The sequence below is a fragment of the Serratia sp. JSRIV001 genome (assembly GCF_019968745.1).
In the GTDB taxonomy this organism is placed as follows: Bacteria; Pseudomonadota; Gammaproteobacteria; order Enterobacterales; family Enterobacteriaceae; genus Chania; species Chania fonticola_B.
On the sequence record NZ_CP074147.1, the window covers coordinates 5476862 to 5500187 of the forward strand.

At 56.2% G+C, this 23326-nt stretch carries 21 protein-coding genes; 10 read left to right on the top strand and 11 right to left on the bottom strand.

Translation table 11 applies throughout. The features are described from left to right. Positions 1–462: 462 nt before the first annotated feature. The 3 genes from btsR to ppiA form a co-directional block, all read right to left on the bottom strand. Complete coding sequence (gene btsR, locus KGP17_RS25485; protein ID WP_223498576.1) at positions 463–1188, bottom strand: two-component system response regulator BtsR; 726 nt, start codon at positions 1186–1188, stop codon at positions 463–465. Next, positions 1188–2873, bottom strand: coding sequence for a sensor histidine kinase (locus tag KGP17_RS25490; protein WP_021807483.1), 1686 nt, complete (start codon positions 2871–2873; stop codon positions 1188–1190). The genes btsR and KGP17_RS25490 overlap by 1 nt, the downstream gene beginning before the upstream one ends. A gap of 295 nt (positions 2874–3168) precedes the next feature. Beyond that, positions 3169–3738: a peptidylprolyl isomerase A gene (gene ppiA, locus KGP17_RS25495; RefSeq protein ID WP_021181682.1), complete on the bottom strand. Its 570-nt coding sequence runs from the start codon at positions 3736–3738 to the stop codon at positions 3169–3171. A 311-nt stretch (positions 3739–4049) separates the two neighbouring features. Between ppiA and KGP17_RS25500 the strand changes: the two genes are divergently transcribed. The 6 genes from KGP17_RS25500 (at position 4050) to tsgA (ending at position 9856) form a co-directional block, all read left to right on the top strand. Further along, complete coding sequence (locus tag KGP17_RS25500; RefSeq protein ID WP_037376515.1) at positions 4050–4355, top strand: PTS sugar transporter subunit IIB; 306 nt, start codon at positions 4050–4052, stop codon at positions 4353–4355. 16 nt (positions 4356–4371) lie between these two features. Further along, the gene (locus tag KGP17_RS25505; protein WP_021807481.1) at positions 4372–5697 is read left to right on the top strand and encodes a PTS sugar transporter subunit IIC; all 1326 of its coding nucleotides are present in this window, start codon (positions 4372–4374) and stop codon (positions 5695–5697) included. 25 nt (positions 5698–5722) lie between these two features. Then, positions 5723–6061, top strand: coding sequence for a PTS lactose/cellobiose transporter subunit IIA (locus KGP17_RS25510; RefSeq protein ID WP_037411230.1), 339 nt, complete (start codon positions 5723–5725; stop codon positions 6059–6061). After that, positions 6058–7368, top strand: coding sequence for a 6-phospho-beta-glucosidase (locus tag KGP17_RS25515; RefSeq protein ID WP_223498577.1), 1311 nt, complete (start codon positions 6058–6060; stop codon positions 7366–7368). Before KGP17_RS25510 ends, KGP17_RS25515 begins: the two co-directional genes overlap by 4 nt. Before the next feature lie 89 nt (positions 7369–7457). Beyond that, positions 7458–8438, top strand: a complete 981-nt coding sequence (locus tag KGP17_RS25520) for a LacI family DNA-binding transcriptional regulator (protein WP_223498578.1) — start codon at positions 7458–7460, stop codon at positions 8436–8438. A 233-nt stretch (positions 8439–8671) separates the two neighbouring features. Beyond that, the gene (tsgA, locus tag KGP17_RS25525) at positions 8672–9856 is read left to right on the top strand and encodes an MFS transporter TsgA (RefSeq protein WP_021181688.1); all 1185 of its coding nucleotides are present in this window, start codon (positions 8672–8674) and stop codon (positions 9854–9856) included. Positions 9857–9911: 55 nt separating this feature from the next. On the opposite strand, the gene KGP17_RS25530 is transcribed toward tsgA, so the two are convergent. Further along, on the bottom strand, positions 9912–11195 hold the full coding sequence (locus KGP17_RS25530; RefSeq protein WP_021181689.1) for a cytosine deaminase: 1284 nt from the start codon (positions 11193–11195) through the stop codon (positions 9912–9914). Positions 11196–11481: 286 nt separating this feature from the next. On the opposite strand from KGP17_RS25530, the gene nirB reads away from it, so the two are divergent. The 4 genes from nirB to cysG all read left to right on the top strand — a co-directional run bounded on the left by nirB (position 11482) and on the right by cysG (position 16686). Next, the gene (nirB, locus tag KGP17_RS25535; RefSeq protein WP_021807477.1) at positions 11482–14031 is read left to right on the top strand and encodes a nitrite reductase large subunit NirB; all 2550 of its coding nucleotides are present in this window, start codon (positions 11482–11484) and stop codon (positions 14029–14031) included. Continuing rightward, on the top strand, positions 14028–14357 hold the full coding sequence (gene nirD, locus KGP17_RS25540; protein WP_071681341.1) for a nitrite reductase small subunit NirD: 330 nt from the start codon (positions 14028–14030) through the stop codon (positions 14355–14357). Before nirB ends, nirD begins: the two co-directional genes overlap by 4 nt. A 71-nt stretch (positions 14358–14428) precedes the next feature. Beyond that, positions 14429–15229, top strand: coding sequence for a nitrite transporter NirC (gene nirC / locus KGP17_RS25545; protein ID WP_021807475.1), 801 nt, complete (start codon positions 14429–14431; stop codon positions 15227–15229). Positions 15230–15282: 53 nt separating this feature from the next. Continuing rightward, positions 15283–16686: a siroheme synthase CysG gene (gene cysG / locus KGP17_RS25550; RefSeq protein ID WP_223498579.1), complete on the top strand. Its 1404-nt coding sequence runs from the start codon at positions 15283–15285 to the stop codon at positions 16684–16686. Between the two features lie 125 nt (positions 16687–16811). Here cysG and trpS read toward each other — a convergent pair whose 3' ends face one another. The 7 genes from trpS to aroK all read right to left on the bottom strand — a co-directional run bounded on the left by trpS (position 16812) and on the right by aroK (position 23107). Next, the gene (gene trpS, locus KGP17_RS25555) at positions 16812–17816 is read right to left on the bottom strand and encodes a tryptophan--tRNA ligase (protein WP_223498580.1); all 1005 of its coding nucleotides are present in this window, start codon (positions 17814–17816) and stop codon (positions 16812–16814) included. 2 nt (positions 17817–17818) lie between these two features. Further along, positions 17819–18517, bottom strand: coding sequence for a phosphoglycolate phosphatase (locus KGP17_RS25560; RefSeq protein WP_021807473.1), 699 nt, complete (start codon positions 18515–18517; stop codon positions 17819–17821). Further along, on the bottom strand, positions 18510–19187 hold the full coding sequence (gene rpe, locus KGP17_RS25565; RefSeq protein WP_024482734.1) for a ribulose-phosphate 3-epimerase: 678 nt from the start codon (positions 19185–19187) through the stop codon (positions 18510–18512). The genes KGP17_RS25560 and rpe overlap by 8 nt, the downstream gene beginning before the upstream one ends. A gap of 26 nt (positions 19188–19213) precedes the next feature. Then, positions 19214–20035, bottom strand: a complete 822-nt coding sequence (gene dam / locus KGP17_RS25570; RefSeq protein WP_021807471.1) for an adenine-specific DNA-methyltransferase — start codon at positions 20033–20035, stop codon at positions 19214–19216. A gap of 84 nt (positions 20036–20119) precedes the next feature. Continuing rightward, positions 20120–21112, bottom strand: coding sequence for an SPOR domain-containing protein (locus KGP17_RS25575; protein ID WP_021807470.1), 993 nt, complete (start codon positions 21110–21112; stop codon positions 20120–20122). Between the two features lie 281 nt (positions 21113–21393). Continuing rightward, positions 21394–22491, bottom strand: a complete 1098-nt coding sequence (gene aroB, locus KGP17_RS25580; protein ID WP_021807469.1) for a 3-dehydroquinate synthase — start codon at positions 22489–22491, stop codon at positions 21394–21396. A 94-nt stretch (positions 22492–22585) separates the two neighbouring features. Beyond that, positions 22586–23107 (bottom strand): shikimate kinase AroK, encoded by a 522-nt coding sequence (aroK, locus tag KGP17_RS25585; protein WP_005271698.1) that lies wholly within the window; start codon positions 23105–23107, stop codon positions 22586–22588. Positions 23108–23326 lie beyond the last annotated feature (219 nt).

Sequence of the window (23326 nt, forward strand, 5' to 3'; positions counted from 1 at the left end):
GGAGCTATTAGCCCCTGCTCTTTTGCAAGTGAAAGAGGTCACCTCAGCAAACTCTTCAAGCCGATATCAATCGTAGGAGTCAATCTGCGGCACATTAGGGTCCCTCATGCCAAACCGTATCGCGGGACGTGCACCCAGTCCTTCCTTTTGTGAGAGGGAGCTGATGCAGAGCCGATATCAATCGTAGGAGTTAATCTGTGGCACGTTAGGGTCCCTCATGCCAAACCGTATTGCGGGACGTGCAACCAGTCCTTCCTTTAGGGAGAGGGAGCTGATGCGGAGCCGATATCTATCGTAGGAGTCAATCTGCGGCACATTAGGGTCCCTCATGCCAAACCGTATCGCGGGACGTGCAACCAGCCCTTCCTTTAGTAAGAGGGAGCTGATGCGGAACCGATATCAATCGTAGGAGTCAATCTGTGGCACATTAGAGTCTCTCATGCCAAACCGAGTCGCTTAACGTTATCCGCGTAACCCCAGCTCTTCTTTCAGCGATTTGAGATAGCGGCGGCTGACCGGTACCGGCTCCCCCACCGACATAATCATTTCCGCCGTGCCACTTTCTTCAAAACGGATCTCTTTGACCCGCTCAAGGTTCACCAGATATTGCCGGTGGCAGCGCACCAATGGCGTGCGGCTTTCCAACGTGCGAAGCGTCAGTTCGGTAAAACACTCCATGCCGTCATTGCGTACCACATACACCCCGGTCGAGCGTGAGCGGATAGCGATCACCTCGTCGAAACGCAGCAGGTAAATCCGGCTGTGGCCGGTGCAGGGAATGTATTTCAGGTAGCCCGCGCTTTCATCCAACGCCGCAATATTCTGCGGAGCACGGCGCTGATGCAGGCGCTGCAGGGTTTTATTCAGCCGATTCGGCTCCGCCGGTTTCAGCAGGTAATCAAACGCATGCTGCTCAAAGGCCTGCACTGCGTATTCGTCATAGGCCGTCAGAAACACGATGTAGGGCATACGGTTCGGATCGAGCATGCCAACCATTTCCAATCCGCTGATACGCGGCATCTGGATGTCCAGGAATACCACGTCCGGTTGCAAGCGGTGGATTTGGCTGATGGCCTCAATGGCATTGGCGCATTCACCAATAATGGTAATGCCCTCTTCCTCTTCCAGCAGGTGGCGCAGGTTATCGCGGGCAAAGGGCTCGTCATCGACAATCAGTACGTTCAACATCAAGCAGCCCTCGCCAAGGGAACGTTAAGGGTGATGCAAGTATAGGCTTCAGGTTCGCAGGTGACCTGCACGCCATAATCTTCACCATAGCGCACGCGGATACGCCGATCGACCAGGTTCATCCCCAACCCGCTGCCACCGGTCTGCTGACGGAACAGCCCGGCGTTATCCGTCACCTGCAACAGCAAGTGATCGCCCTCCAGACGAGCACCAATATCGACACGGCCAATCCCCAACAGGTGGGAAGTACCGTGCTTGATGGCATTTTCCACAATCGGCTGCAGCGAGAACGCAGGTAAACGCACTGCCAGCAACTCTTCCGGCAGCGAAACGGTGATCTCCAGCCGATCGGCAAAACGGGCCTTTTCGATCTGCAGATAGGCGTTCACATGTTCGATCTCGTCCGCCAGGCTCACCTCATCGTCGGAGCGCTTGAGGTTTTTACGGAAAAAGGTCGACAGATACTGCACCAGTTCGCAGGCCCGGTCGCCATCGCGGCGGATCACCGCCACCAGCGTATTCAGGGCGTTGAACAGGAAATGCGGGTTCACCTGCGCATGCAGCAGTTTGATTTCCGACTGGGCCAGCAGCTGTTTATGGCGCTCATATTGCCCGGCCATGATTTGCGCCGACAGCAGGCTGGCAATCCCTTCCCCCAGCGTGCGATTAATGGTGCTAAACAGCTTGGTCTTGGGTTCATACAGTTTGATGGTGCCAATCACTCGCTGGTTTTCACCACGCAGCGGGATCACCAGTGTCGAACCTAGTTTGCAATTGCCGTTGATGGAGCAGCAGTAAGACAGCTCATTGCCGTCGGCATACACCACCTCGTTGTTATCGATGGCGCGATGGGAGTGGACCGAGGAGATCGGCGTGCCCGGCAGATGGTGGTCGTCACCAATGCCGATAAAGGCCAGCAGCTTGTCACGGTCGGTGATCGCCACGGCGCCGATGCCCAGCTCCTGATAGACCACTCGCGCCACCTTCATGCTGTTTTCCTGGTCAAACCCCTGGCGCAGAATACCCTCGGTACGTTCGGCAATCTTCAACGCCTTGGAGGAGAAGGCGCTGGTGTATTTCTCAAACATCGCCCGCCGATCAAGCAGGATCTGCATGAACATGGCGGCACCGATGGTATTGGCGATCAGCATCGGCAGGACGATGTGCTCCACCAGCAGCACCGCTTCGGGGAACGGACGCGCGACGATCAGGATAATCGCCATTTGCAGCACTTCGGCCACCAACGCAATCCCGGCGACAAACAGCGGGTTGAACAGCAGATCGATACGCCCGCGCCGCATGGCAATGCTGTGCACAATACCGCCAACCAGACCTTCGGCCACCGTGGAGATCGCACAGGCGACGTCTGTCATGCCCCCCAGTGTATAACGATGCAAGCCGCCCGTTAGGCCAACCAGGAAACCGACGGAGGGCCCACCCAGCAGCCCGCCCAACACGGCGCCGATAGCGCGGGTATTGGCGATGGAGTCTTGAATATGCAGGCCAAAATAGGTGCCCATAATGCAGAACACCGAGAAAATGACGTAGCACAGCAACTTGTGCGGCAGGCGAATGGTCACCTGCATCAACGGAATAAACAGCGGCGTCTTGCTCAGCAGATAGGCAATGACGAGATACACGCACATCTGCTGTAGCAGCAGTAACACCTGGTTAAATTCGTACATAAAAACGGCTCATCCTGAACAACGGAGCGATCAAAAAAGTGCCGGGTATCCGGTCTGGTTATATTCCCGTCGTCTTTCAAGCTGCAGCGTTGTTACCTGCACTTACTCACCCCAGTCACTTACCCAAAAGTAAGCTCCTGAGGATGAGTAAGTTTGTCGCCTAGCTGCAACTTGAAATCCATAGGGTATAAAAGCGGGCAATTAAATCACGTGGGATCGAAAAAAACAGTGATGCAGGCAAACATTCAGGAGGGAAAAGCAGGCCGGCCCCCAGCTAGAGACCGGCTTGGGTGATTTATGGCAGCACTTTGGCCGACAGGATCACGATAGGTTTACTCGGGACATTCTGGTAAGGACCGACGTTGCCAGTGGGTACCTGGGAGATTTTATCTACTACGTCCATACCTTTAACGATTTTGCCAAACACCGCGTAGCCAAAATCACGCTGGCCATGATCGAGGAACGCATTGTCTGCCACGTTCAGGAAGAACTGGCTGGTGGCACTGTCTTTATCGGCGGTACGCGCCATGGAAATGGTGCCACGCAGGTTACGCAGGCCGTTGTCGGCTTCGTTTTTGATCGGTGCATTGGTGGTTTTCTGCTGCATATCCGCAGTAAAACCGCCACCCTGAACCATGAAACCAGGGATCACGCGGTGGAAAACGGTGTTGTTGTAGTAACCGCTGTTCACGTAGTCAATGAAGTTCTTGGTTGAGACCGGTGCCTTCTGACTGTCGAGCGCCAATTCGATATTCCCTGCCGAGGTGGTCAGCATGACGTGGGTTTCACCGGCGGCTAATGCGGCGGGTGCCATGGCTGTCAGTGAACACAGCGCAACGAAGGTCACTAAAGTACGTTTGAACATGAACGGGTCCTTTCTTTGAGATACAAACAACGGAAAGCGCTTTGATTCTAAAGAGCTGCGCCCGGCAGCGCCAGCCATTTACCTATATTTACTCAATTGCCGGACGTTTCTGAGTGCGCCCGGTTTTTTCCTGCCGACAGTATGATCCCCGTACTGATTTTTGCCAAGCCGATCACGCATTATTTGCCGATTTTCGCCCTTCATCGGTTTTTGCGACACAAATCCCGGTTTGGTTCTGCAATCCAGCTAGGCTAAATAAATGAGAGCGCTCTCATTTGCGCTGATAACCATAATAATACTGGAGAGCAATGATGAAAAAGATAGTGCTGTGCTGTGCCGCGGGGATGTCCACCAGCATGCTGGTCAAACGCATGCAAACCGAAGCGCAAAAGCGCGAACTGGCCGTGGAGATTGTGGCGGTACCGGCTGCGGATTTCGAAGCTGAGTTGCCAACTGCCAGCGTGGTGCTGTTGGGGCCACAGGTAAAGTACGAACTGGCCCGCTTCAGCCAGCTTGCCGGGCCGCATGGCCTGCCGGTTGCCGTCATCGACATGATGGATTACGGCACCCTGCGCGGTGACAAGGTATTAGACCAAGCCCTCAGCCTGATCGCCTGACGCCGCGGAGAACCCTATGAGCCTATACGCTTCCCTGATGCGCGTGGTCGAAAGCCATATCGCGCCACTGGCTGGCCGGATCGGTAGCCAGCGCCATATTATTGCCATTCGTGACGGTTTTATCAGCGCTATGCCATTTTTGATCGTCGGCAGTATCATGCTGATCGTCGCCAACCCGCCGTTTGACGCGACCACCACCTCCAGCTTTGGGCAAGCCTGGTTAGGGTTCGCCAAGAAGCACTGGGACACCATCACCATGCCGTTCTTTATGACCATGGGGTTGATGAGCGTATTTGTCTCTATTGGTACCGCCTACAGTCTGGCAAAGCACTACAAAATGGATGCGCTGACCGCTGCGCTGCTGTCGCTGATGGCATTCCTGCTGGCCTCCGCGCCACAGGTCGACAACAAGATGTCCCTCGATTTTCTGGGTGGCCAGGGGGTATTCACCGCCCTGATCTGCGCCATTTGGTCGGTCGAACTGATCCGCCTGCTGAAAAAGTACAACATCACCATTCGCATGCCAGAGCAGGTTCCCCCTGCCATTGCCCGCTCGTTTGAACTGCTGTACCCAGTGGTCGGCATTCTGTTGACGGTCTACCCCATCAGCCTCCTGATGCAGAGCGAATTCCAACTGCTGCTGCCCGCTGCGATTATGCAGGTGTTCCAGCCGCTGATTTCCGTCGGCGATACGCTGCCAGCCATCCTTTTGGCGGTGCTGATTGCCAACCTGCTGTGGTTTGCCGGTATTCACGGCGACAACATCGTGACCGGCCTGCTGAACCCGATCTTTATGGCTAACCTGGCCACTAACGCCGCGCTGGTCGCCAACGGTGCAGCCATGACCCAAACGCTGACCGCGCCATTCTGGTCATTCTATGTCTGTATCGGCGGCTCTGGCTCCACGCTGGTGTTGGCCTTCCTTTATCTGCGCAGCCGTTCCATTCATCTACGCACCATCGGCAAGCTGAGCGTGGTCCCGGCGGCTTTCAATATCAATGAACCGCTGCTGTTTGGTTCGCCGGTGGTGATGAACCCAACGCTGTTTATCCCATTGATTGTGGTGCCGATGGTTAACGCCACTCTGGCTTATTTCGCCCTGCACTGGGATATGGTGGAGAAAATGGTGGCGATGGCTCCCTGGACCGCTCCGGCACCGCTGGGAGCGATGATCTCCGCCTCCTGGGATATCCGTGCCGCCGTATTGGTGCTGGTGCTGATGGTGATTGACCTGGCGATCTGGCTGCCGTTCTTCAAGGTGTATGAAAAACAACTACTGGCGCAGGAACACGAGCAGGCCGAGGCTGAACGTGAAGCCAGCAACGCCGCCGCCGCACAGTAACAGGAGAGATAACGTGACTGAACTGATGGCTGAAGTCAGCCAGGATTTTGAAAGCACCATTATGGAGCTGCTGGTATTTGCCGGTAGCGCCCGCAGCAGCGCGCTGATGGCTTTGCAACAGGCCCGTGCCGGTGATTTCACCGGTTCCGCCGAACATATGGCCGAATCCAAGCAGGCGGTGAAACAGGCCCACCGCATTCAGACCCAACTGATCGGCATGGACGAAGGCTGCGGCAAACTGGCCATCACCCTGATCACCGTACACGCACAGGATCACTTGATGAACGCCATGGTCATTCAGGATCTGGCCGACGACATGATCGAACTTTATCGCCGTCAGGTACAATTGGAGGCCCGCTCATGAGCGCATTAAAAATCGCCATTATTGGCGGCGGTAGCAGCTACACGCCGGAGTTGGTGGAAGGCCTGATCCTGCGAATTGAAGAGTTGCCGGTGACCGAACTGGCGTTGGTGGACGTTGAGCCTGGCCGGGAGAAGGTCGAGATCATTGCCGCATTAACCCAGCGTATGCTGGCCCGTAACGGCCTGGAGCAGGTGAAGGTCAGCGTGCATTTCGATCTGGACGAGGCCATTCGCGGTGCCAGTTTCGTTCTCACCCAGTTCCGCGTGGGTCAGTTGCCTGCCAGGGCAGCCGACGAGCGCCTGGGCCTGAAATACCAACTGATCGGCCAGGAAACTACCGGCGTTGGCGGTTTTGCCAAGGCGCTGCGCACCATCCCGGTGATGCTGAATATCGCCCGCAAGGTTGAACAGCTGGCACCCGATGCCTGGATCATCAACTTTACCAACCCGGCCGGTATCGTGACCGAAGCCGTTTCGCGTTATACCAAGGCGAAAATCATCGGCCTGTGTAACGTGCCGATCAGCATGCATCACATGATCGCCAATATGCTGAAGGCCCCTTACGCCGAGGTACAACTGCAATTCGCCGGGTTGAACCACATGGTGTGGGTCCACCAGGTGCTGCAAAACGGCAAGGACGTGACCGACAAGGTACTCGACATGCTGTGTGACGGTGCCGCGCTGACCATGAACAACATCAAGGAAGAGCCTTGGCCGCCAGAGTTCCTGCGCGCCGTAGGGGCGATCCCCTGCCCTTATCACCGCTATTTCTACCAGACCAAAGAGATGCTGGCAGAGGAGATTGCCGCCGCAGCCGAACGCGGTACCCGTGCCGAGCAGGTGATGAAAGTAGAGAAGGAGTTGTTCGAACTGTATGCAGACCCACATCTCGACAGCAAGCCCGAGCAGCTCAGTTTCCGTGGTGGTTCCTTCTATTCCGAAGTGGCGTTAGAGCTGATCCGTGCCATTCACAATAATCTCGGTACGCAATTAGTGGTCAATACCGCAAATCGTGGCGCTATTCGCGGTTTGCCAGACGATGCTGTGATAGAAACCAACTGTATCGTCGATGCTCAGGGTGCCCATCCGCTGACGTTTGGCCAACTGCCGGATTCGATGCATGCGCTGACCCAGCAGGTTAAAGCCTATGAACGCCTGACGATAGAGGCCGCCGTGCATGGCGATCGCCGCAGTGGGCTGCTGGCACTGGTCACCAATCCTCTGGTCGCCAACGCCCAAATTGCCCAGCCGCTGCTGGAAGAAGTGCTGGAGGTGAATAAAGCCTATTTGCCGCAGTTTAACGCATAACCATCAACATTGGGTTCGGCTCGCCGGACCCACTTATCTCCTGTAATCTGATCAAGTGGGGGGATAAGCCCGTAATCAGGAGCAGTAAAATGGTGACACTGGAAGATGTCGCAGCGATAGCGGGCGTATCCCGCGCGACTGTGTCACGCGTGGTCAACGGCGACAACAAGGTCAAAGCGCTCACCCGCGAGAAGGTCAAACGGGCGGTGGCCGAACTGGGCTATACCCCCAACCCCGCGGCCAGGGCGTTGGCATCCAGCCAAAGCAATACCTTGGGCCTGGTCACCACCTCATACCGAGGGGGCTTCTTTGGTGCCCTGATGGATTTCGTCCAAACCGAAGCCGAGTCCAACGGTAAACAGCTGCTGGTAACCCAAGGCCGCAACAGTGCGGAAAATGAACTGCTGGCGATCCAACGCCTGTTCAGCCTGCGTTGCGACGGAGTGATCCTCCACGTGCGCTGCCTCAGCGACGATCGGCTGCGTCAGTTGGCGGCCGAACAGCGCTCCTTTGTGCTGCTGGATCGCCTGGTCCCTGGCCTGGAAGATCGCTGTGTCACCTTCGATCACGTTTATGCCAGCCAGCTTGCTACCCAGCAGCTCATCGATGCCGGCCATCGGCGCATTGCCTGTATCAGTGGCCCAGCCCAACGAGCCTCCAGCCAACAGCGGTTACAAGGGTTCCTCAATGCGATGCAGGCCGCCAACCTGCAACCGCTAGGCTGCCCGGAAGGGGTCTATGACCTGGAAAGCGGCTACCAGTGCGCTGACCAGTTGCTGCGCAGCAAAGCGCTGCCTACGGCGATCTACTGCTGCAACGAAGAAATGGCGATGGGTGCCTTGCTGGCGATTAATGAACGGCATCTGCGTGTACCGCAGGATATCTCATTGATCTGCTATGACAGCGGCGAGCGAGCGCCTTTTGTCCGCCCGGCGCTCACCAGCGTGCATTTCCCTATTACCGAAATGGCGCAATATGCCGCTCGTCTGCTGATAGATCCACTGACCGCACCGGTGAGCTTTGAGCCGACCATCATCCAGCGCGATTCGATCGCCACACCCGGTAGCTGATCACATAAAAATCTAAAAACCTTTCATCCATTGCATCAAAAAATCGATGCTCGTCACATAAACTCCCGTTGTCTATGCTAGGATCCGCCTCCTGGTGGCCTGATCGGGATCTTTTCCAGTTTTTAGCAGGAAAAACCTGCGGCCTTATGCCAGCTTTAAACCCCAGGGATCTCAGGTTACGTCCTGACAGCCCACGGGTATAAACCACAACAAAGATAATCAGGCCTATATACATGAATGACAGCAACCGCATCCGGCTAACCTGGATCAGCTTCTTCTCTTATGCGCTGACCGGTGCATTAGTGATCGTCACAGGGATGGTGATGGGAAACATCGCAGAGTATTTCAATCTGCCGGTTTCCAGCATGAGCAATACCTTTACCTTCCTTAACGCGGGTATTTTGATTTCAATCTTCCTCAATGCCTGGCTGATGGAAATCATTCCGCTGAAACGTCAGCTGATCTTTGGCTTTATCCTGATGCTGCTGGCCATCGCCGGGCTGATGGTGGGCAAAAGCCTGACCCTGTTCTCGCTGTGCATGTTTGTGCTCGGTGTGGTCAGCGGTATCACCATGTCGATCGGCACCTTCCTGATCACCCATATGTATGCGGGCCGCCAACGTGGTTCACGCTTGCTGTTTACCGACTCCTTCTTCAGCATGGCCGGGATGATCTTCCCAATCATCGCCGCAATGCTGCTGGCGCGCAGCATTGGCTGGTACTGGGTTTATGCCTGCATTGGGGTGCTGTACCTGGCCATCTTCGTGCTGACGCTGTGTTCCGAGTTCCCGGTTCTGGGTGACAAAGGGGAGAAAAGCAGCGAGCCGGTGGTGAAAGAGAAATGGGGCATCGGCGTGCTGTTCCTGGCTATCGCCGCGCTGTGCTACATCCTTGGCCAGTTGGGCTTTATCCAATGGGTGCCGGAATACGCCACCAAAACCTTCGGCATGAATATCGATCAGGCGGGCAAGGTAGTCAGCAACTTCTGGACTTCTTACATGATCGGTATGTGGGTGTTCAGCTTCGTGCTGCGCTTCTTTGACCTGCAACGCATCGTCACCGTGCTGGCCGCGCTGGCAACGGGTGCCATGTACCTGTTTATCAGCACCGATAATCCTGAGTACCTGAGCTACTACATCATGGCTCTGGGCTTCGTCTCCAGCGCGATCTACACCACGCTGATCACGCTCGGTTCGCAGCAAACCAAGGTTTCCTCACCGAAACTGGTCAACTTTATCCTGACCTGCGGCACCATCGGTACCATGCTGACCTTCGTGGTCACCGGCCCGATCGTTGCCAGCAGCGGGGTCCATGCCGCACTGACTACGGCCAACGGCCTGTATCTGGCCGTGTTTGTGATGTGTCTGCTGCTCGGTTTTGTGACCAAGCACCGTAACCATGGGCATACCACGCACTAACTGTTGCTAGTTTTCCCCATCAGGGTTCTGCCAACGCAGAACCCTTTTTTTATGTCTAACGCCTGAAGTCGACCTGCTCTTCCTGCTCCAGATACAGCGTGGTTTGCGCAGGCTGGGTGGCCGCGATGACCGCACCCGCACGGATCGAATAGCGTACCGGCGTCTGGCGGCGTACTGCGTCAAAACCGCTGTCTGCGGGTAAGATCACCAAATCGGCACTATTGCCTGCACGCAAACCGTAATCCGTCAGGTTCAAAGTTCGTGCGCTGTGGGTGGTGATCAGATTCAAACCGTCATCGATCTGGCCATAACCCATCAGTTGGCAGACGTGGAGCCCCATATGCAGCACCTGCAACATATTGGCGGTGCCCAGCGGATACCAGGGGTCAAACACGTCGTCATGACCAAAGCAGACGTTGATGCCCGCCTCCAGCATCTCCTTCACCCGTGTGATGCCACGCCGTTTAGGATAGGTATCGAAACGCCCTTGCAGGTGAATATTCACCAACGGGTTGGCCACGAAGTTGATACCGGACATTTTCAGCAGCCGGAACAGCCTTGAGGTATAGGCCCCATTGTAGGAATGCATCGCGGTGGTGTGGCTGGCGGTGACCTTGGCGCCCATCTCCAGCTTCAATGCCAGCGCGGCCACGGTCTCCACAAAACGGGACTGCTCGTCGTCAATCTCGTCGCAGTGCACGTCCACCAGCCGATCGTATTTCTGTGCCAGAGCAAAGGCCTTGTGCAGCGACTCTACGCCGTATTCGCGGGTGAATTCAAAATGCGGGATAGCACCGACCACATCCGCCCCGAGCCGTAACGCCTCCTCCAGCAGGGCTTCCCCATTGGGATATGACATGATCCCTTCCTGAGGGAAGGCCACGATCTGCAGCGTGATCCAAGGAGCGACCTCCTGCTTGACCTCCAGCATGGCGCGCAGCGCGGTCAGCGTAGGATCGGAGACGTCGACATGGGTGCGCACATGCTGCACGCCGTTGGCGATTTGCCATTTCAGCGTCTGCCAGGCGCGCTGTTTCACGTCCTCATGGGTGAGCAGTGCTTTACGCTCCGCCCAGCGCTCAATACCTTCAAACAGCGTGCCGGACTGGTTCCATGCGGGCTGCCCGGCGGTTTGCGTGGTATCCAGGTGGATATGCGGCTCGATAAACGGCGGCAGCGCCAGCCCGCCTTCGGCATCCAACACGTCGCTGCGCCACTCCAGCCCCTCAGGCTGTGGAATGATATGCGCGATCCGCCCCTGCTCAATAGCCAGTTGCCATAGCCCTTCATGCCCGCTCAGGCGCAGGTTATCGATAAACTTGACCGGATTGTTCGCCATTTTTTCCTCTGCTCGGCTCACCATTTCTTTCATCATACTGGGCAATGACGAGCTGACAAAATCGCCGCTTGGTGCCTCTCCCCTTTCGCTACTCCCCAAGGAGTATTTTTTCCATTAACTGGCTCGATTCAGCTAAAGTTGAGTAAAAACCGCAACTTATCAAATGTCGATAAAAATCATAGATATACCACCTTAGAGGTATATAGGGGCTAGCTTGACCTGTATCAATAAATTGCCTTCTGGGAGGAATAAGGTACATCCAGGAAATCAGAATTTTGAGGCAATAATGAGCAGAGTCCAACTCGCGGTTATCGGCAACGGCATGGTCGGCCACCGCTTTATCGAAGATCTGCTGGAAAAGGCAGACAAAGACCAGTTCGACATCACCATCTTTTGTGAAGAGCCACGCATCGCCTACGACCGCGTGCATCTCTCCTCCTATTTCTCCCACCACACTGCCGAAGAGCTTTCGCTGGTCCGCGAAGGCTTCTACGAAAAACAGGGCGTCAAAGTGCTGGTAGGCGAGCGCGCGATCACCATTAACCGCGCAGAGAAAGTGATCCACTCCAATACCGGCCGCACGGTGTATTACGACAAGCTGATCATGGCGACCGGCTCCTACCCGTGGATCCCGCCGATCAAAGGTTCAGAGACTCAGGACTGCTTCGTTTACCGCACCATTGAAGATCTCAACGCTATCGAATCCTGCGCCCGCCGCAGTAAACGTGGCGCGGTAGTAGGCGGTGGCCTGCTCGGCCTGGAAGCGGCTGGCGCACTGAAAAGCCTGGGCGTGGAAACCCACGTGATCGAGTTCGCGCCGATGTTGATGGCAGAACAGCTCGATCCAATGGGCGGCGACCAGCTGCGCCGCAAGATCGAGCGCATGGGTGTCAAAGTCCACACCGGTAAGAACACCACCGAAATTATCAACGGCGGCAAAAGCGCACGCAAAACCATGCACTTTGCCGACGGCAGCGAGCTGGAAGTCGACTTTATCGTCTTCTCCACCGGTATCCGCCCGCAGGACAAACTGGCTCACCAATGCGGGCTGGCTACCGCCCCACGCGGCGGCATTGCGATTAACGATAACTGCCAGACCTCCGATCCAGACGTTTATGCCATTGGCGAATGCGCCTCCTGGCAGCAGCGCACTTTCGGCTTGGTCGCGCCGGGCTACAAGATGGCTCAGGTCACCGCCGACCATCTGCTGAGCCGTGAAAACAGCTTCCAGGGTGCCGATATGAGCGCCAAACTGAAGCTGCTAGGGGTCGATGTTGGGGGCATTGGCGATGCGCATGCGCGTACCGAAGGCGCCCGCAGCTACGTCTATCTGGATGAAAGCAAAGAGGTTTACAAGCGCTTGGTCGTCAGCGCGGACAACAAAACGTTGCTCGGCGCGGTGCTGGTCGGCGATACCAGCGACTACGGCAACCTGCTGCAGCTGGCACTGAATAATATCGAACTGCCGGAAAACCCGGACAGCCTGATCCTGCCAGCCCATGCCGGCAGCAAGCCTGCCATCGGCGTAGATTCACTGCCAGAAACCGCACAGATCTGTTCCTGCTTCGACGTTAGCAAGGGCGATATCATCAAAGCGGTGAATATGGGCTGCCATACCGTGGCGGCGATCAAGTCCGAGACCAAGGCCGGTACCGGCTGCGGCGGCTGTATTCCACTGATCACCCAGGTGCTGAATGCCGAACTGAGCAAACAGGGCATCGAGGTTAACCATCACCTATGCGAACACTTTGCCTATTCCCGCCAGGAGCTGTACCACCTGATCCGGGTTGAAGGCATCAAGACCTTCGACGAGCTGTTGGCGAAATACGGTAAGGGTTACGGCTGCGAAGTGTGTAAACCGACCGTCGGTTCACTGCTGGCCTCCTGCTGGAACGAGTATGTGCTCAAACCGCAGCACACGCCGCTGCAAGACACCAACGACAACTTCCTGGGCAACATCCAGAAAGACGGCACTTACTCGGTGATCCCACGCTCTGCCGGTGGTGAAATCACGCCGGAAGGTCTGATCGCCGTCGGCCAGATTGCCAAAGAATACAACCTGTACACCAAGATGACCGGCTCGATGCGTATCGGCATGTTCGGTGCGCAGAAAGACGATCTGCCCGCCATCTGGAGCAAGCTGATCGCCGCCGGTTTCGAAACCGGCCACGCCTACGCCAAAGCGCTGCGGATGGCGAAAACCTGCGTCGGCAGCACCTGGTGCCGTTATGGCGTGGGTGACAGCGTTGGCTTCGGCGTGCAGCTTGAACACCGTTACAAAGGCATCCGTACCCCGCACAAGATGAAGTTTGGCGTTTCCGGCTGTACCCGCGAGTGTGCCGAGGCGCAGGGGAAAGACGTCGGCATTATTGCCACCGAGAACGGCTGGAACCTGTACGTCTGTGGCAACGGCGGGATGAAACCACGCCATGCCGATTTGCTGGCCGCCGATCTCGACAACGAAACGCTGATGCGTTACCTCGACCGTTTCATGATGTTCTACATCCGCACCGGCGATAAGCTGCAGCGTACCTCGGTCTGGCTGGAAAGCCTGGAAGGCGGCATCGATTATCTGCGCAAGGTGATTATCGACGACAAGCTGGGCATCAACGCACAGCTGGAAACCGAAATTGCCCGCCTGCGCGAAGCAGTGATCTGCGAATGGAAAGCAACTGTCGAAAATCCTGCATCGCAGGTGCGTTTCGCTCACTTTATTAACAACAGCCAGCGCGATCCTAACGTGCAGGTCGTGGCCGAGCGCGAGCAACATCGCCCAGCTCGCCCGGATGAACGCATTCCCGTCACCTTGCTGGAAACCGAGGAGAACAACGCATGAGCCAGTGGATCACCGTTTGCCCCATCGCCGATATTCTGCCCGCGACCGGCGTGTGTGCGCTGATCGGTACCCAGCAGGTGGCGATATTCCGCCCCTATGCCGACGAACGGCTGTTTGCCATCAGCAATATCGACCCGTTTGCCCAGGCCAGCGTGCTCTCTCGCGGACTGATTGCCGAGCATCAGGGTGAATTGTGGGTCGCCAGCCCACTGAAAAAACAGCATTTCCGCCTGCACGACGGTTTCTGTCTGGAAGATGAGAGCCGCTCCGTGGCCAGCTTCACCAGCCGGGTAGTCGACGGCCTGGTTCAGGTGGCAATGCAATAAAACACGATGCCCCTTGGTTAAGGTTAACCAAGGGGCACGGCACCAATTTTTATTACTTCCCAGGGAAATTTATGTTCACCGACACCATCAACAAATGTGCTGCCAACGCGGCACGCATCGTCAAACTGGCCAAAGAGAGTCCGCTCGGCTTCTGGATCAGTTCCGCTATGGCCGGGGCCTATGTCGGCCTTGGCATCATCCTGATCTTTACCCTCGGCAACCTGGTGGATCCGTCTATCCGTCCGTTGGTCATGGGTGCCACCTTCGGGATCGCACTGACGCTGGTGATTATCGCCGGTTCAGAGCTGTTCACTGGCCACACCATGTTTCTGATGCTGGGCGTCAAAGCCGGTACCATCAAGCACCGCCAGATGTGGGCCGTGCTGCCACAAACCTGGTTGGGTAACCTGCTCGGTTCGGTGCTGGTCGCGCTGATGTATTATTACGGCGGCGGTAGCCTGCTGCCGATGGATACCAGCCTGGTGCATACCGTGGCGCTGGCCAAAACCACCGCCCCGGCAGAAGTGCTGTTCTTCAAAGGCGTGCTGTGTAACTGGCTGGTTTGCCTGGCGATCTGGATGGCACTGCGCGTTGAAGGCGCGGCCAAATTCATCGCCATCTGGTGGTGTTTGCTGGCGTTTATCGCTTCCGGTTACGAGCACTCGGTGGCTAACATGACGCTGTTTGCCCTGTCCTGGTTCGGCCACCACAGCGAAGCCTATACCCTGAGCGGTATCGGTCATAACCTGCTGTGGGTGACTCTGGGCAATATGGTCTCTGGTGCCGTCTTTATGGGCCTCGGTTACTGGTATGCCACACCACGTGCCCAACGTCCACAGGCTGAGATTGCCGCCGCTCGCCAAACCGCATAATGATTTTTGGGGTGAGCAATCGCCCCCGTTAGCCACTTCTCCGAGGATTGCCGATGGATTACTTACCCATTTTCTGCCAACTGCAACACAAAGCCTGCCTGCTGGTCGGCGGCGGGGAAGTCGCTGAACGTAAGGCTCGCCTGCTGCTGGACGCCGGTGCGCAGTTAACCGTCAACTCGCTCGAATTCAGTGAGCAATTCCTGATCTGGGCCGAACAGGGCCAGGTGACTCTGGTAGAAAGTGAGTTTTCTGCCGACTTGCTGGCAGAAAAATGGTTAGTGATTGCCGCCACCGATCGGGTGGAAGTCAACGCCCTGGTCTATCAGTGCGCCAACCAACAGCAGGTGTTCTGCAACGTGGTGGACGACCCCAAACGCGCCAGCTTTATCATGCCTTCGATTATCGATCGTTCGCCGATTATGGTGGCCGTTTCTTCCGGGGGCAAAGCCCCGGTGCTGGCACGTCTGCTACGGGAAAAACTGGAAGCCATTCTGCCGCAGCATCTGGGTCAACTGGCTCAGTTGGCGGGTTCATTGCGCCAGCGGGTGAAGCAGGAGTTTGCCAGCATTGGCGCTCGTCGCCGCTTCTGGGAAAGGTTGTTCGTACACGACAGACTGGCGCAGTCCCTGGCCAACGGCGATACCCCGCAGGCCAACCAGCAGGTTGAAAAGCTGTTCGCCGATCGGCCTGAAGAACAGGGTGAAGTGGTGCTGGTAGGTGCAGGCCCCGGCGATGCTGGCCTGCTGACGCTGAAAGGTCTGCAGCAGATCCAACAGGCTGACGTTGTCGTTTACGACCGCCTGGTCTCTGAAGAAATTATGGCCCTGGTGCGCCGCGATGCCGAGCGTATCTTTGTAGGCAAGCGTGCCGGATATCACTGCGTACCTCAGGAACACATCAATCAGATCCTGGTGGAGCAGGCCAGACGAGGCCTGCGTGTCGTCCGGCTAAAAGGGGGCGACCCCTTCATCTTTGGCCGGGGTGGCGAAGAACTGGAAACGCTGGCCGAAGCGAATATTCCCTTCTCGGTAGTGCCGGGGATCACTGCGGCTTCGGGTTGTTCGGCTTACAGCGGCATCCCCCTCACCCACCGCGATCACGCGCAAAGCGTGCGTTTGGTGACGGGCCACGCCAAGGCCGACGGCGGATTGGACTGGGCACAGCTTGCCGCCAAACAGCAGACGCTGGTGTTCTATATGGGGCTAACTCAGGCGGCAGAAATCCAGCAGCAGCTGATCGCTCACGGTATGGCGGCCTCAATGCCCGTAGCTCTGGTCGAAAACGGCACCTCAACTCGCCAACGTGTGATAGAAGGCGAGCTGGCGCAACTGGGTGAGCTAGCCAAACAGGCTGCCAGCCCAAGCCTGATTATCGTTGGCAGCGTTGTCAGCCTGCGCAGCAAGCTGAACTGGAATGCCTGCCGGGAAACACCAGCAGATTTGAGCAAAATAGCATAAAAAAAGCGACCCTTTGGCCGCTTCAGATAGGTAGTAATGTTGCTAAGTTTGTCGTTACCAAACAGGTTCGATCCCAGGGGGGCCGCATGCGGCGCCCCTACTGGCTGAGACTCTGTCTACATCCATTAAGGATGCGGTACAAAACCTACGGCTTCATATACCTTCGCCAAGGTTTCCTGCGCACGAGCACGGGCTTTCGCTGCGCCATCACGCATCACCTGCTGTAACAGAGCCTCATCGTTGCGGAAACGGTGATAACGCTCTTGCAGCTCGACCAACATACCAGATACGGCCTCTGCTACGGCGCCCTTCAGGTGACCATACATCTGGCCCTCAAACTCGGCTTCCAGCTGAGCAATGCTCTTGCCGGTCACGCCGGCAAGGATATCCAACAGGTTGGACACCCCCGCTTTATTGGCAATGTCGTAACGAATGACCGGCGGATCCTGGGAATCGGTCATCGCACGTTTGATCTTCTTGGTCACCGCCTTCGGATCTTCCAGCAGGCCGATCACGTTGTTACGGTTATCGTCCGACTTGGACATCTTCTTGGTCGGCTCTTGCAGCGACATCACGCGCGCACCGGATTTCGGAATAAACGGCTCCGGCACCTTGAACACGTCGCCATACAGCGCGTTGAAGCGCTGGCCGACGTCACGGCTCAGTTCCAGATGCTGTTTCTGATCTTCACCGACCGGCACCTGATTGGTCTGATACAGCAGAATATCTGCCGCCATCAGCACCGGATAGCTGAACAGACCGGCGTTGATGTTTTCCGCATAGCGCGACGACTTGTCTTTGAACTGGGTCATGCGGCTCAGTTCACCGAAATAGGTGTAGCAGTTCAGCACCCAGCTCAGTTGCGTATGTTCCGGCACATGAGACTGCACGAAGATGGTGCTTTTCTCTGGATCGATACCACAAGCCAGGTACAGCGCCAGCGTATCCAGGGTGGCTTTACGCAGCTGTTGTGCATCCTGACGCACGGTGATGGCATGCAGATCGACGATGCAGTAGATGCAATCAAACTCGTCCTGCAGCTGCACCCACTGGCGCAGCGCCCCCATGTAGTTGCCGATAGTCAGTTCACCGGACGGCTGCGCGCCGCTGAAAACGATGGGCTTACTCATAGTTAAATTTCCCGATCTTCTAAAGATGACAGCCCAAGTGCGGGCAACAAATCGGCGAAGCGCTCCAACACGCGGTCGGGGTGGCTCAGGGCGATCGCTTCACCGTAGTTATATCCGTAAGTCAGACCGACGCTCGGGCAACCTGCCGCCTGCGCCGCCTGAATGTCATTGCGCGAATCCCCGACGAACAACACTTCACCGGCCCGCAGGCCAAGCTTGCCGAACACCAGATACAGCGGGGCAGGATGTGGCTTTTTCTCCACCACGTCGTCACCGCCGATGATCAGCGAGAAAAAGTCGATAATGCCGAGCGCCGTCAGCAAAGGGGCTACAAAGGGTGTCGGCTTGTTGGTGACCAGCGCTAGCGGGTAGCCAAGCTTGGCCAACCGGGCCAGCGTCTCTATTACCTGTGGAAACAGGCGGCTGCCGCTTTCTACGGTTTGCCCATAGAAATGGTCGAAACGTTGACGCATTTGCAGGCACAGCTCTGGCGTGGCTTCCACCTCTGCCCAGCGCAGCGCACGCTGGACCAGCACATCGGCACCGTTACCAATCCAGGTGCCAACACGGGCCTCACCGGCCTGCGGCAGACCCATTTCCGCCAACGCCATATCGATGGCCGCCGCCAAACCCGGCGCACTGTCTACCAGCGTGCCGTCGAGATCGAAGGCCAGACCACGGATAGCGCTAAAATCAGCCATGACTCACCTTGGCCAGCTCGCTGCGCATTTGATCAATCACCGCGCGGTAATCCGGCTTGCCAAAGATGGCCGAGCCTGCCACGAACATGTCCGCGCCCGCCGCTGCGATCTCGGCAATATTGTCTACCTTCACGCCGCCGTCCACTTCCAGGCGAATGTCGCGGCCACTTTCGTCGATCAGTTTGCGAACCTGACGCAGCTTGTCTAACGTGCCGTGGATAAAGGATTGACCACCGAAACCAGGGTTGACCGACATCAGCAGGATCACGTCGATCTTGTCCATTACGTAATCGAGATAGCTCAACGGGGTCGCTGGGTTAAACACCAGGCCCGCCTTGCAGCCGTTCTCTTTGATCAGTTGGATGGTACGGTCGACGTGTTCAGAAGCTTCGGGATGGAAAGAGATGTAGGTTGCCCCCGCCTTGGCAAAGTCCGGCACGATGCGATCGACCGGTTTTACCATCAGATGGACGTCAATCGGTGCGGTAATGCCGTAATTGCGCAAGGCTTCGCACACCATTGGCCCGATCGTCAGATTAGGCACGTAGTGGTTATCCATCACGTCAAAATGCACCACGTCGGCACCGGCGGCCAACACTTTGGCAGTATCTTCACCCAGGCGGGCAAAATCTGCAGACAGAATGGACGGGGCAATCAAAAACTTTTTCATCCGCTTCTCCAAACGTAGGGGTCGAGTTATTCCGCTTTTTTATACAGCGCCAGAAGTTCGTTCACTTTACTGCGGCCTAAAATATTGCGGCTGATGGTGCGACGAGCCTTCACCACATGCAGCGAAGCATGCTGATACCAGTCACGCGTCAGCTCGGTGTCATGGTTGGAAATCAACACCGGCACCTGGCTTTCAACCGACAGCTGATGCGCAATGCGCGCCAGCCCTTGCTGATCGGCCAGGCTAAAGCTGTTGGTGTGATAAGCGGTAAAATTCGCCGTTGCCGACAGAGGAGCATAAGGCGGATCGCAATAGACCACCGCACCTTGGGTCGCCTTCACCATGGTATCGTGATAATGCTCGCAGACAAAAGTAGCATTGCGTGATTTTTCAGCAAACCAATACAGCTCTTCTTCCGGGAAGTAAGGTTTCTTGTAACGCCCAAACGGCACATTGAACTCACCACGCAGGTTATAGCGGCACAGGCCGTTATAGCAGTGGCGGTTCAGATACAGGAACAGCAGCGCGCGCCGATACTCATCGGCAGTAGTGTTGAACTCTTCGCGCAGCAGGTAGAACTGCTCTGAGTTATTGAATTCGTCGGTGAAAAGCAAGCGGGCATCGCGCACGAAATCACTCGTGCGCAGCTTAACGATGTTATACAGGCTGATAAGGTCGCTGTTGATATCGGCGAGAATATAAGCCTCGTACTCTGTGTTCAGGAAGACTGAACCCGCGCCCACGAAGGGCTCGATTAAGCAGTTACCCTCTGGTAAATGACGACGGATCTCGTCTATCAGCGGGTATTTTCCACCAGCCCATTTTAAAAAAGCGCGGTTTTTCTTCATGCCGTCAGTTAGCTACTTATTACAATTCAGAGCGGCGGATATGTACTCTGTTTCAGACAGCACATCAGCGCACAAAATTAATGATTATTTTTTCAGGTCTTGCTGTACTTGCTGTACAGGGCGGACCCATGGTTTTTTCGCCTGAACTTCCGCCGGCAGTGTGGCGATAGCACGCTTGGCCTCCGCCGAAGAAGCGTAGTTGCCGCTCACTAACACATACCAGGGTTTACCATCACGTTTGGTCTCGTACACCATAAAGTGTGGCAAATTCTGTTGCTTGGCAAAAGCATTCAACGTATCGGAGCGTGAGGCACTGCTCAACTGCAGCGTGTAATGGCTACCCGGTGCGGTTTTCAGTGAGCTTCCGCTGCCGCTCACCACACCACTCTTGCCTTTGGCCGGCGGGGTGTAAACCGTGGTGGTGGTCGCAGAAGGTTTGACCGATGCTGTCGGCTTGGTGGCTGCTGGCTTGGAGGCAGGCGTTTTATGCGGCTGCGTTGCAGCGGTTGCATTGTTATTCGCCGCCGGACGCGCGGCAGCACCGTTCATCACGGTTGCCGGAGCGGTTGGCAAAGCGGAAACCGGGGCATTGAGACTTTGCGCGGCAGCAGCATCAACCTGACCTTGCTGTGATGACAAGGCATCAGCCATGTTGCCAGGCAGATCGACACGCTCACCAGCACCGCCCTGTGGTACTACAGGTTGTGCTTCAGTCGGCGTGCTGGAGATAGGTGGAACGCTAACAGTCTGGGGCTGAGAGGTACTGACACCGTTGTTATCGTTGGTATCCGTAGTGCCGCCCGCAACACCGTTGTTGCTGGTGGTCAGCGACGATGAGCCCGACAGATTGATGTCGCGGGTTGCCCCTTGTTGCGCAACCTCGTGCTTGGTGGGGGCCTTCAGCGCCGAACCGATACCGATGATCAGCAACAGCAGCACCAAAATGCCAATCCCAATCATCATATGCTGGCGTGAAACGGCAAAACGCGGCCCAGTTGCGGCTGGCCGACGTGAACGCGAAGGACGGCGATCGCTGGTATCAGGCCTGAGATCGTCTTCTGGTTTAAATTCATCCATCTGAAACCCTCCAACTAGAGGCAAAATCTCGCCACCCAGGTGGTTCGAGACTATTAACCCGATGATGGCAAAGCGATATCTGTCTCGCCTTACGCACAATTTTTATAGAGTCTAACAGCAGCCAAGCTACTGTTATAGCCCGCAAGCTCAAGCACTGTCGACCTGCGTCAAATTACGCCATCCATGGAATTGCCCGGCGGGCAAGGTACAGCCCGGATAGCAGCAGAGCAACGGCTGCATATCGACCTGGCGAAACGTTAACGTTATTGAGTGTAACCGACTTACGCGCGCTGTGTTGGTAAACAGTCAGCGATGGATGCCAGCACCAGCTCATGGGCGACACCGCCACGAACTTCTGCTTCACCAATGCCCTTCGGCAATACCAAACGCAACGCCCCCGCCAACACTTTTTTATCACGCAGCATGTGTGGCAGATAGGCCTCAGGCGTCATTTCCTGCGGCCCGCAAACCGGCAACCCGGCGCGCAGCAGCAGCGCCTTGATCCGTTCAATATCGTCAGCCGAGAACTGGCCCAGGCGACGTGCTGTTTGCGCAGCCATCACCATGCCAGCCGCCACGGCTTCACCGTGCAGCCAGACACCGTAGCCCATTTCGGCTTCGATGGCATGGCCGTAGGTATGGCCCAGATTGAGCAACGCCCGCAGACCGTTTTCACGTTCATCGGCAGCCACCACTTCGGCCTTCAATTCGCAACAGCGGCGGATGCAGTACGCTAACGCGTCCATATCCAGCGCAACCAGCGCATCAATATTATTTTCCAGCCAGACGAAAAAATCACCATCGAGAATAATCCCGTATTTGATCACTTCCGCCAGACCAGAGGAGAGTTCACGCGCCGGTAAAGTACGCAGGCAGTCCAAATCTACCACCACCGAAGCCGGTTGGTAGAAGGCACCGATCATATTTTTACCGAGCGGATGATTGACGGCGGTTTTGCCGCCAACGGAGGAATCCACCTGCGAGAGCAGCGTGGTAGGAACCTGGATAAAACGCACACCGCGTTGATAGCACGCTGCGGCAAAGCCGGTCAGATCGCCAATCACGCCGCCGCCGAGGGCAACTAACGTGGTATCGCGACCGTGGGGCTTTTCCAGCAGCGCCGAGAACACCTGCTCGAGTACGGCCAGAGATTTATACTGTTCGCCATCAGGTAGAATCACCTGATCCACCACTACGCCGCCCTGTTCCAGCACCGACCGGATCCGCTCCAGATACAACGGTGCCAAAGTCTGGTTGGTGACCAGCATGACCTGTTCACCCGCCTTTAGCGGCATAAAAGAAGCCGGATCGTCAAACAATCCGGCGGCTATGGTAATCGGGTAGCTACGCTCCCCAAGCGTTACGGTAATTCTCTCCATGTCGCGCTCAGTTCTCGGTGTGGTTTATCCCCGCCAACGCGGGGAACACAATCAGAATTTCCGCATTTGCCCGCGGCCAACACGGAACCCGCTATCAGTTACTTTCCAGCATGTTGATAATCTGGTTGGCAACCACTTTAGCGCTTTGATCGTCGGTGCGGATAGTGACATCTGCAATTTCTTCGTACAACGGATTGCGCTCTCTAGCCAGCGCTTCCAGCACCTCACGCGGAGGAGAGTCTACCTGCAGCAGCGGACGCTTCTTGTCGCGCTGAGTACGGGCCAACTGCTTCTCGATAGTGGTTTCCAAATAGACCACGACACCACGCGCCGACAGGCGGTTACGCGTTTCACGCGACTTAACCGAGCCCCCGCCGGTAGCCAGCACAATCCCTTGCTTTTCCGTCAGTTCATTAATGACTTTTTCTTCACGATCGCGGAAACCTTCTTCCCCTTCCACGTCGAATACCCAGCCCACGTCAGCTCCGGTACGTCGCTCAATTTCTTGATCGGAGTCGAAAAACTCCATATTGAGTTGCTGAGCTAACTGACGGCCAATAGTGCTTTTGCCGGCACCCATAGGCCCAACCAGAAAGATATTGCGTTTCTCTGCCATGTTTTTCGGTATTACTAAGACAATTCGTTAATGATAACCCGCCCCGCCAATCAAATTAGCGGCGGGACCTAAACTGAAACCTCATGAGCGATAGTGCGAGATCAGACGAAAAATTATCTCAACACTCTTGGTAGTTTGGCAACCGAATAAATCACTATCCACGCCGCAGGAGGGAAACCATACGTTTTTAACGGCGTCTTATACCCTATGGATCCCAGG

What these genes read in the sequence shown, in the direction of transcription:
- btsR (WP_223498576.1), bottom strand. Translation starts at nt 1,188, where the DNA reads ATGTTGAACGTACTGATTGTCGATGACGAGCCCTTTGCCCGCGATAAC.
- KGP17_RS25490 (WP_021807483.1), bottom strand. Translation starts at nt 2,873, where the DNA reads ATGTACGAATTTAACCAGGTGTTACTGCTGCTACAGCAGATGTGCGTG.
- ppiA (WP_021181682.1), bottom strand. Translation starts at nt 3,738, where the DNA reads ATGTTCAAACGTACTTTAGTGACCTTCGTTGCGCTGTGTTCACTGACA.
- KGP17_RS25500 (WP_037376515.1), top strand. Translation starts at nt 4,050, where the DNA reads ATGAAAAAGATAGTGCTGTGCTGTGCCGCGGGGATGTCCACCAGCATG.
- KGP17_RS25505 (WP_021807481.1), top strand. Translation starts at nt 4,372, where the DNA reads ATGAGCCTATACGCTTCCCTGATGCGCGTGGTCGAAAGCCATATCGCG.
- KGP17_RS25510 (WP_037411230.1), top strand. Translation starts at nt 5,723, where the DNA reads ATGGCTGAAGTCAGCCAGGATTTTGAAAGCACCATTATGGAGCTGCTG.
- KGP17_RS25515 (WP_223498577.1), top strand. Translation starts at nt 6,058, where the DNA reads ATGAGCGCATTAAAAATCGCCATTATTGGCGGCGGTAGCAGCTACACG.
- KGP17_RS25520 (WP_223498578.1), top strand. Translation starts at nt 7,458, where the DNA reads ATGGTGACACTGGAAGATGTCGCAGCGATAGCGGGCGTATCCCGCGCG.
- tsgA (WP_021181688.1), top strand. Translation starts at nt 8,672, where the DNA reads ATGAATGACAGCAACCGCATCCGGCTAACCTGGATCAGCTTCTTCTCT.
- KGP17_RS25530 (WP_021181689.1), bottom strand. Translation starts at nt 11,195, where the DNA reads ATGGCGAACAATCCGGTCAAGTTTATCGATAACCTGCGCCTGAGCGGG.
- nirB (WP_021807477.1), top strand. Translation starts at nt 11,482, where the DNA reads ATGAGCAGAGTCCAACTCGCGGTTATCGGCAACGGCATGGTCGGCCAC.
- nirD (WP_071681341.1), top strand. Translation starts at nt 14,028, where the DNA reads ATGAGCCAGTGGATCACCGTTTGCCCCATCGCCGATATTCTGCCCGCG.
- nirC (WP_021807475.1), top strand. Translation starts at nt 14,429, where the DNA reads ATGTTCACCGACACCATCAACAAATGTGCTGCCAACGCGGCACGCATC.
- cysG (WP_223498579.1), top strand. Translation starts at nt 15,283, where the DNA reads ATGGATTACTTACCCATTTTCTGCCAACTGCAACACAAAGCCTGCCTG.
- trpS (WP_223498580.1), bottom strand. Translation starts at nt 17,816, where the DNA reads ATGAGTAAGCCCATCGTTTTCAGCGGCGCGCAGCCGTCCGGTGAACTG.
- KGP17_RS25560 (WP_021807473.1), bottom strand. Translation starts at nt 18,517, where the DNA reads ATGGCTGATTTTAGCGCTATCCGTGGTCTGGCCTTCGATCTCGACGGC.
- rpe (WP_024482734.1), bottom strand. Translation starts at nt 19,187, where the DNA reads ATGAAAAAGTTTTTGATTGCCCCGTCCATTCTGTCTGCAGATTTTGCC.
- dam (WP_021807471.1), bottom strand. Translation starts at nt 20,035, where the DNA reads ATGAAGAAAAACCGCGCTTTTTTAAAATGGGCTGGTGGAAAATACCCG.
- KGP17_RS25575 (WP_021807470.1), bottom strand. Translation starts at nt 21,112, where the DNA reads ATGGATGAATTTAAACCAGAAGACGATCTCAGGCCTGATACCAGCGAT.
- aroB (WP_021807469.1), bottom strand. Translation starts at nt 22,491, where the DNA reads ATGGAGAGAATTACCGTAACGCTTGGGGAGCGTAGCTACCCGATTACC.
- aroK (WP_005271698.1), bottom strand. Translation starts at nt 23,107, where the DNA reads ATGGCAGAGAAACGCAATATCTTTCTGGTTGGGCCTATGGGTGCCGGC.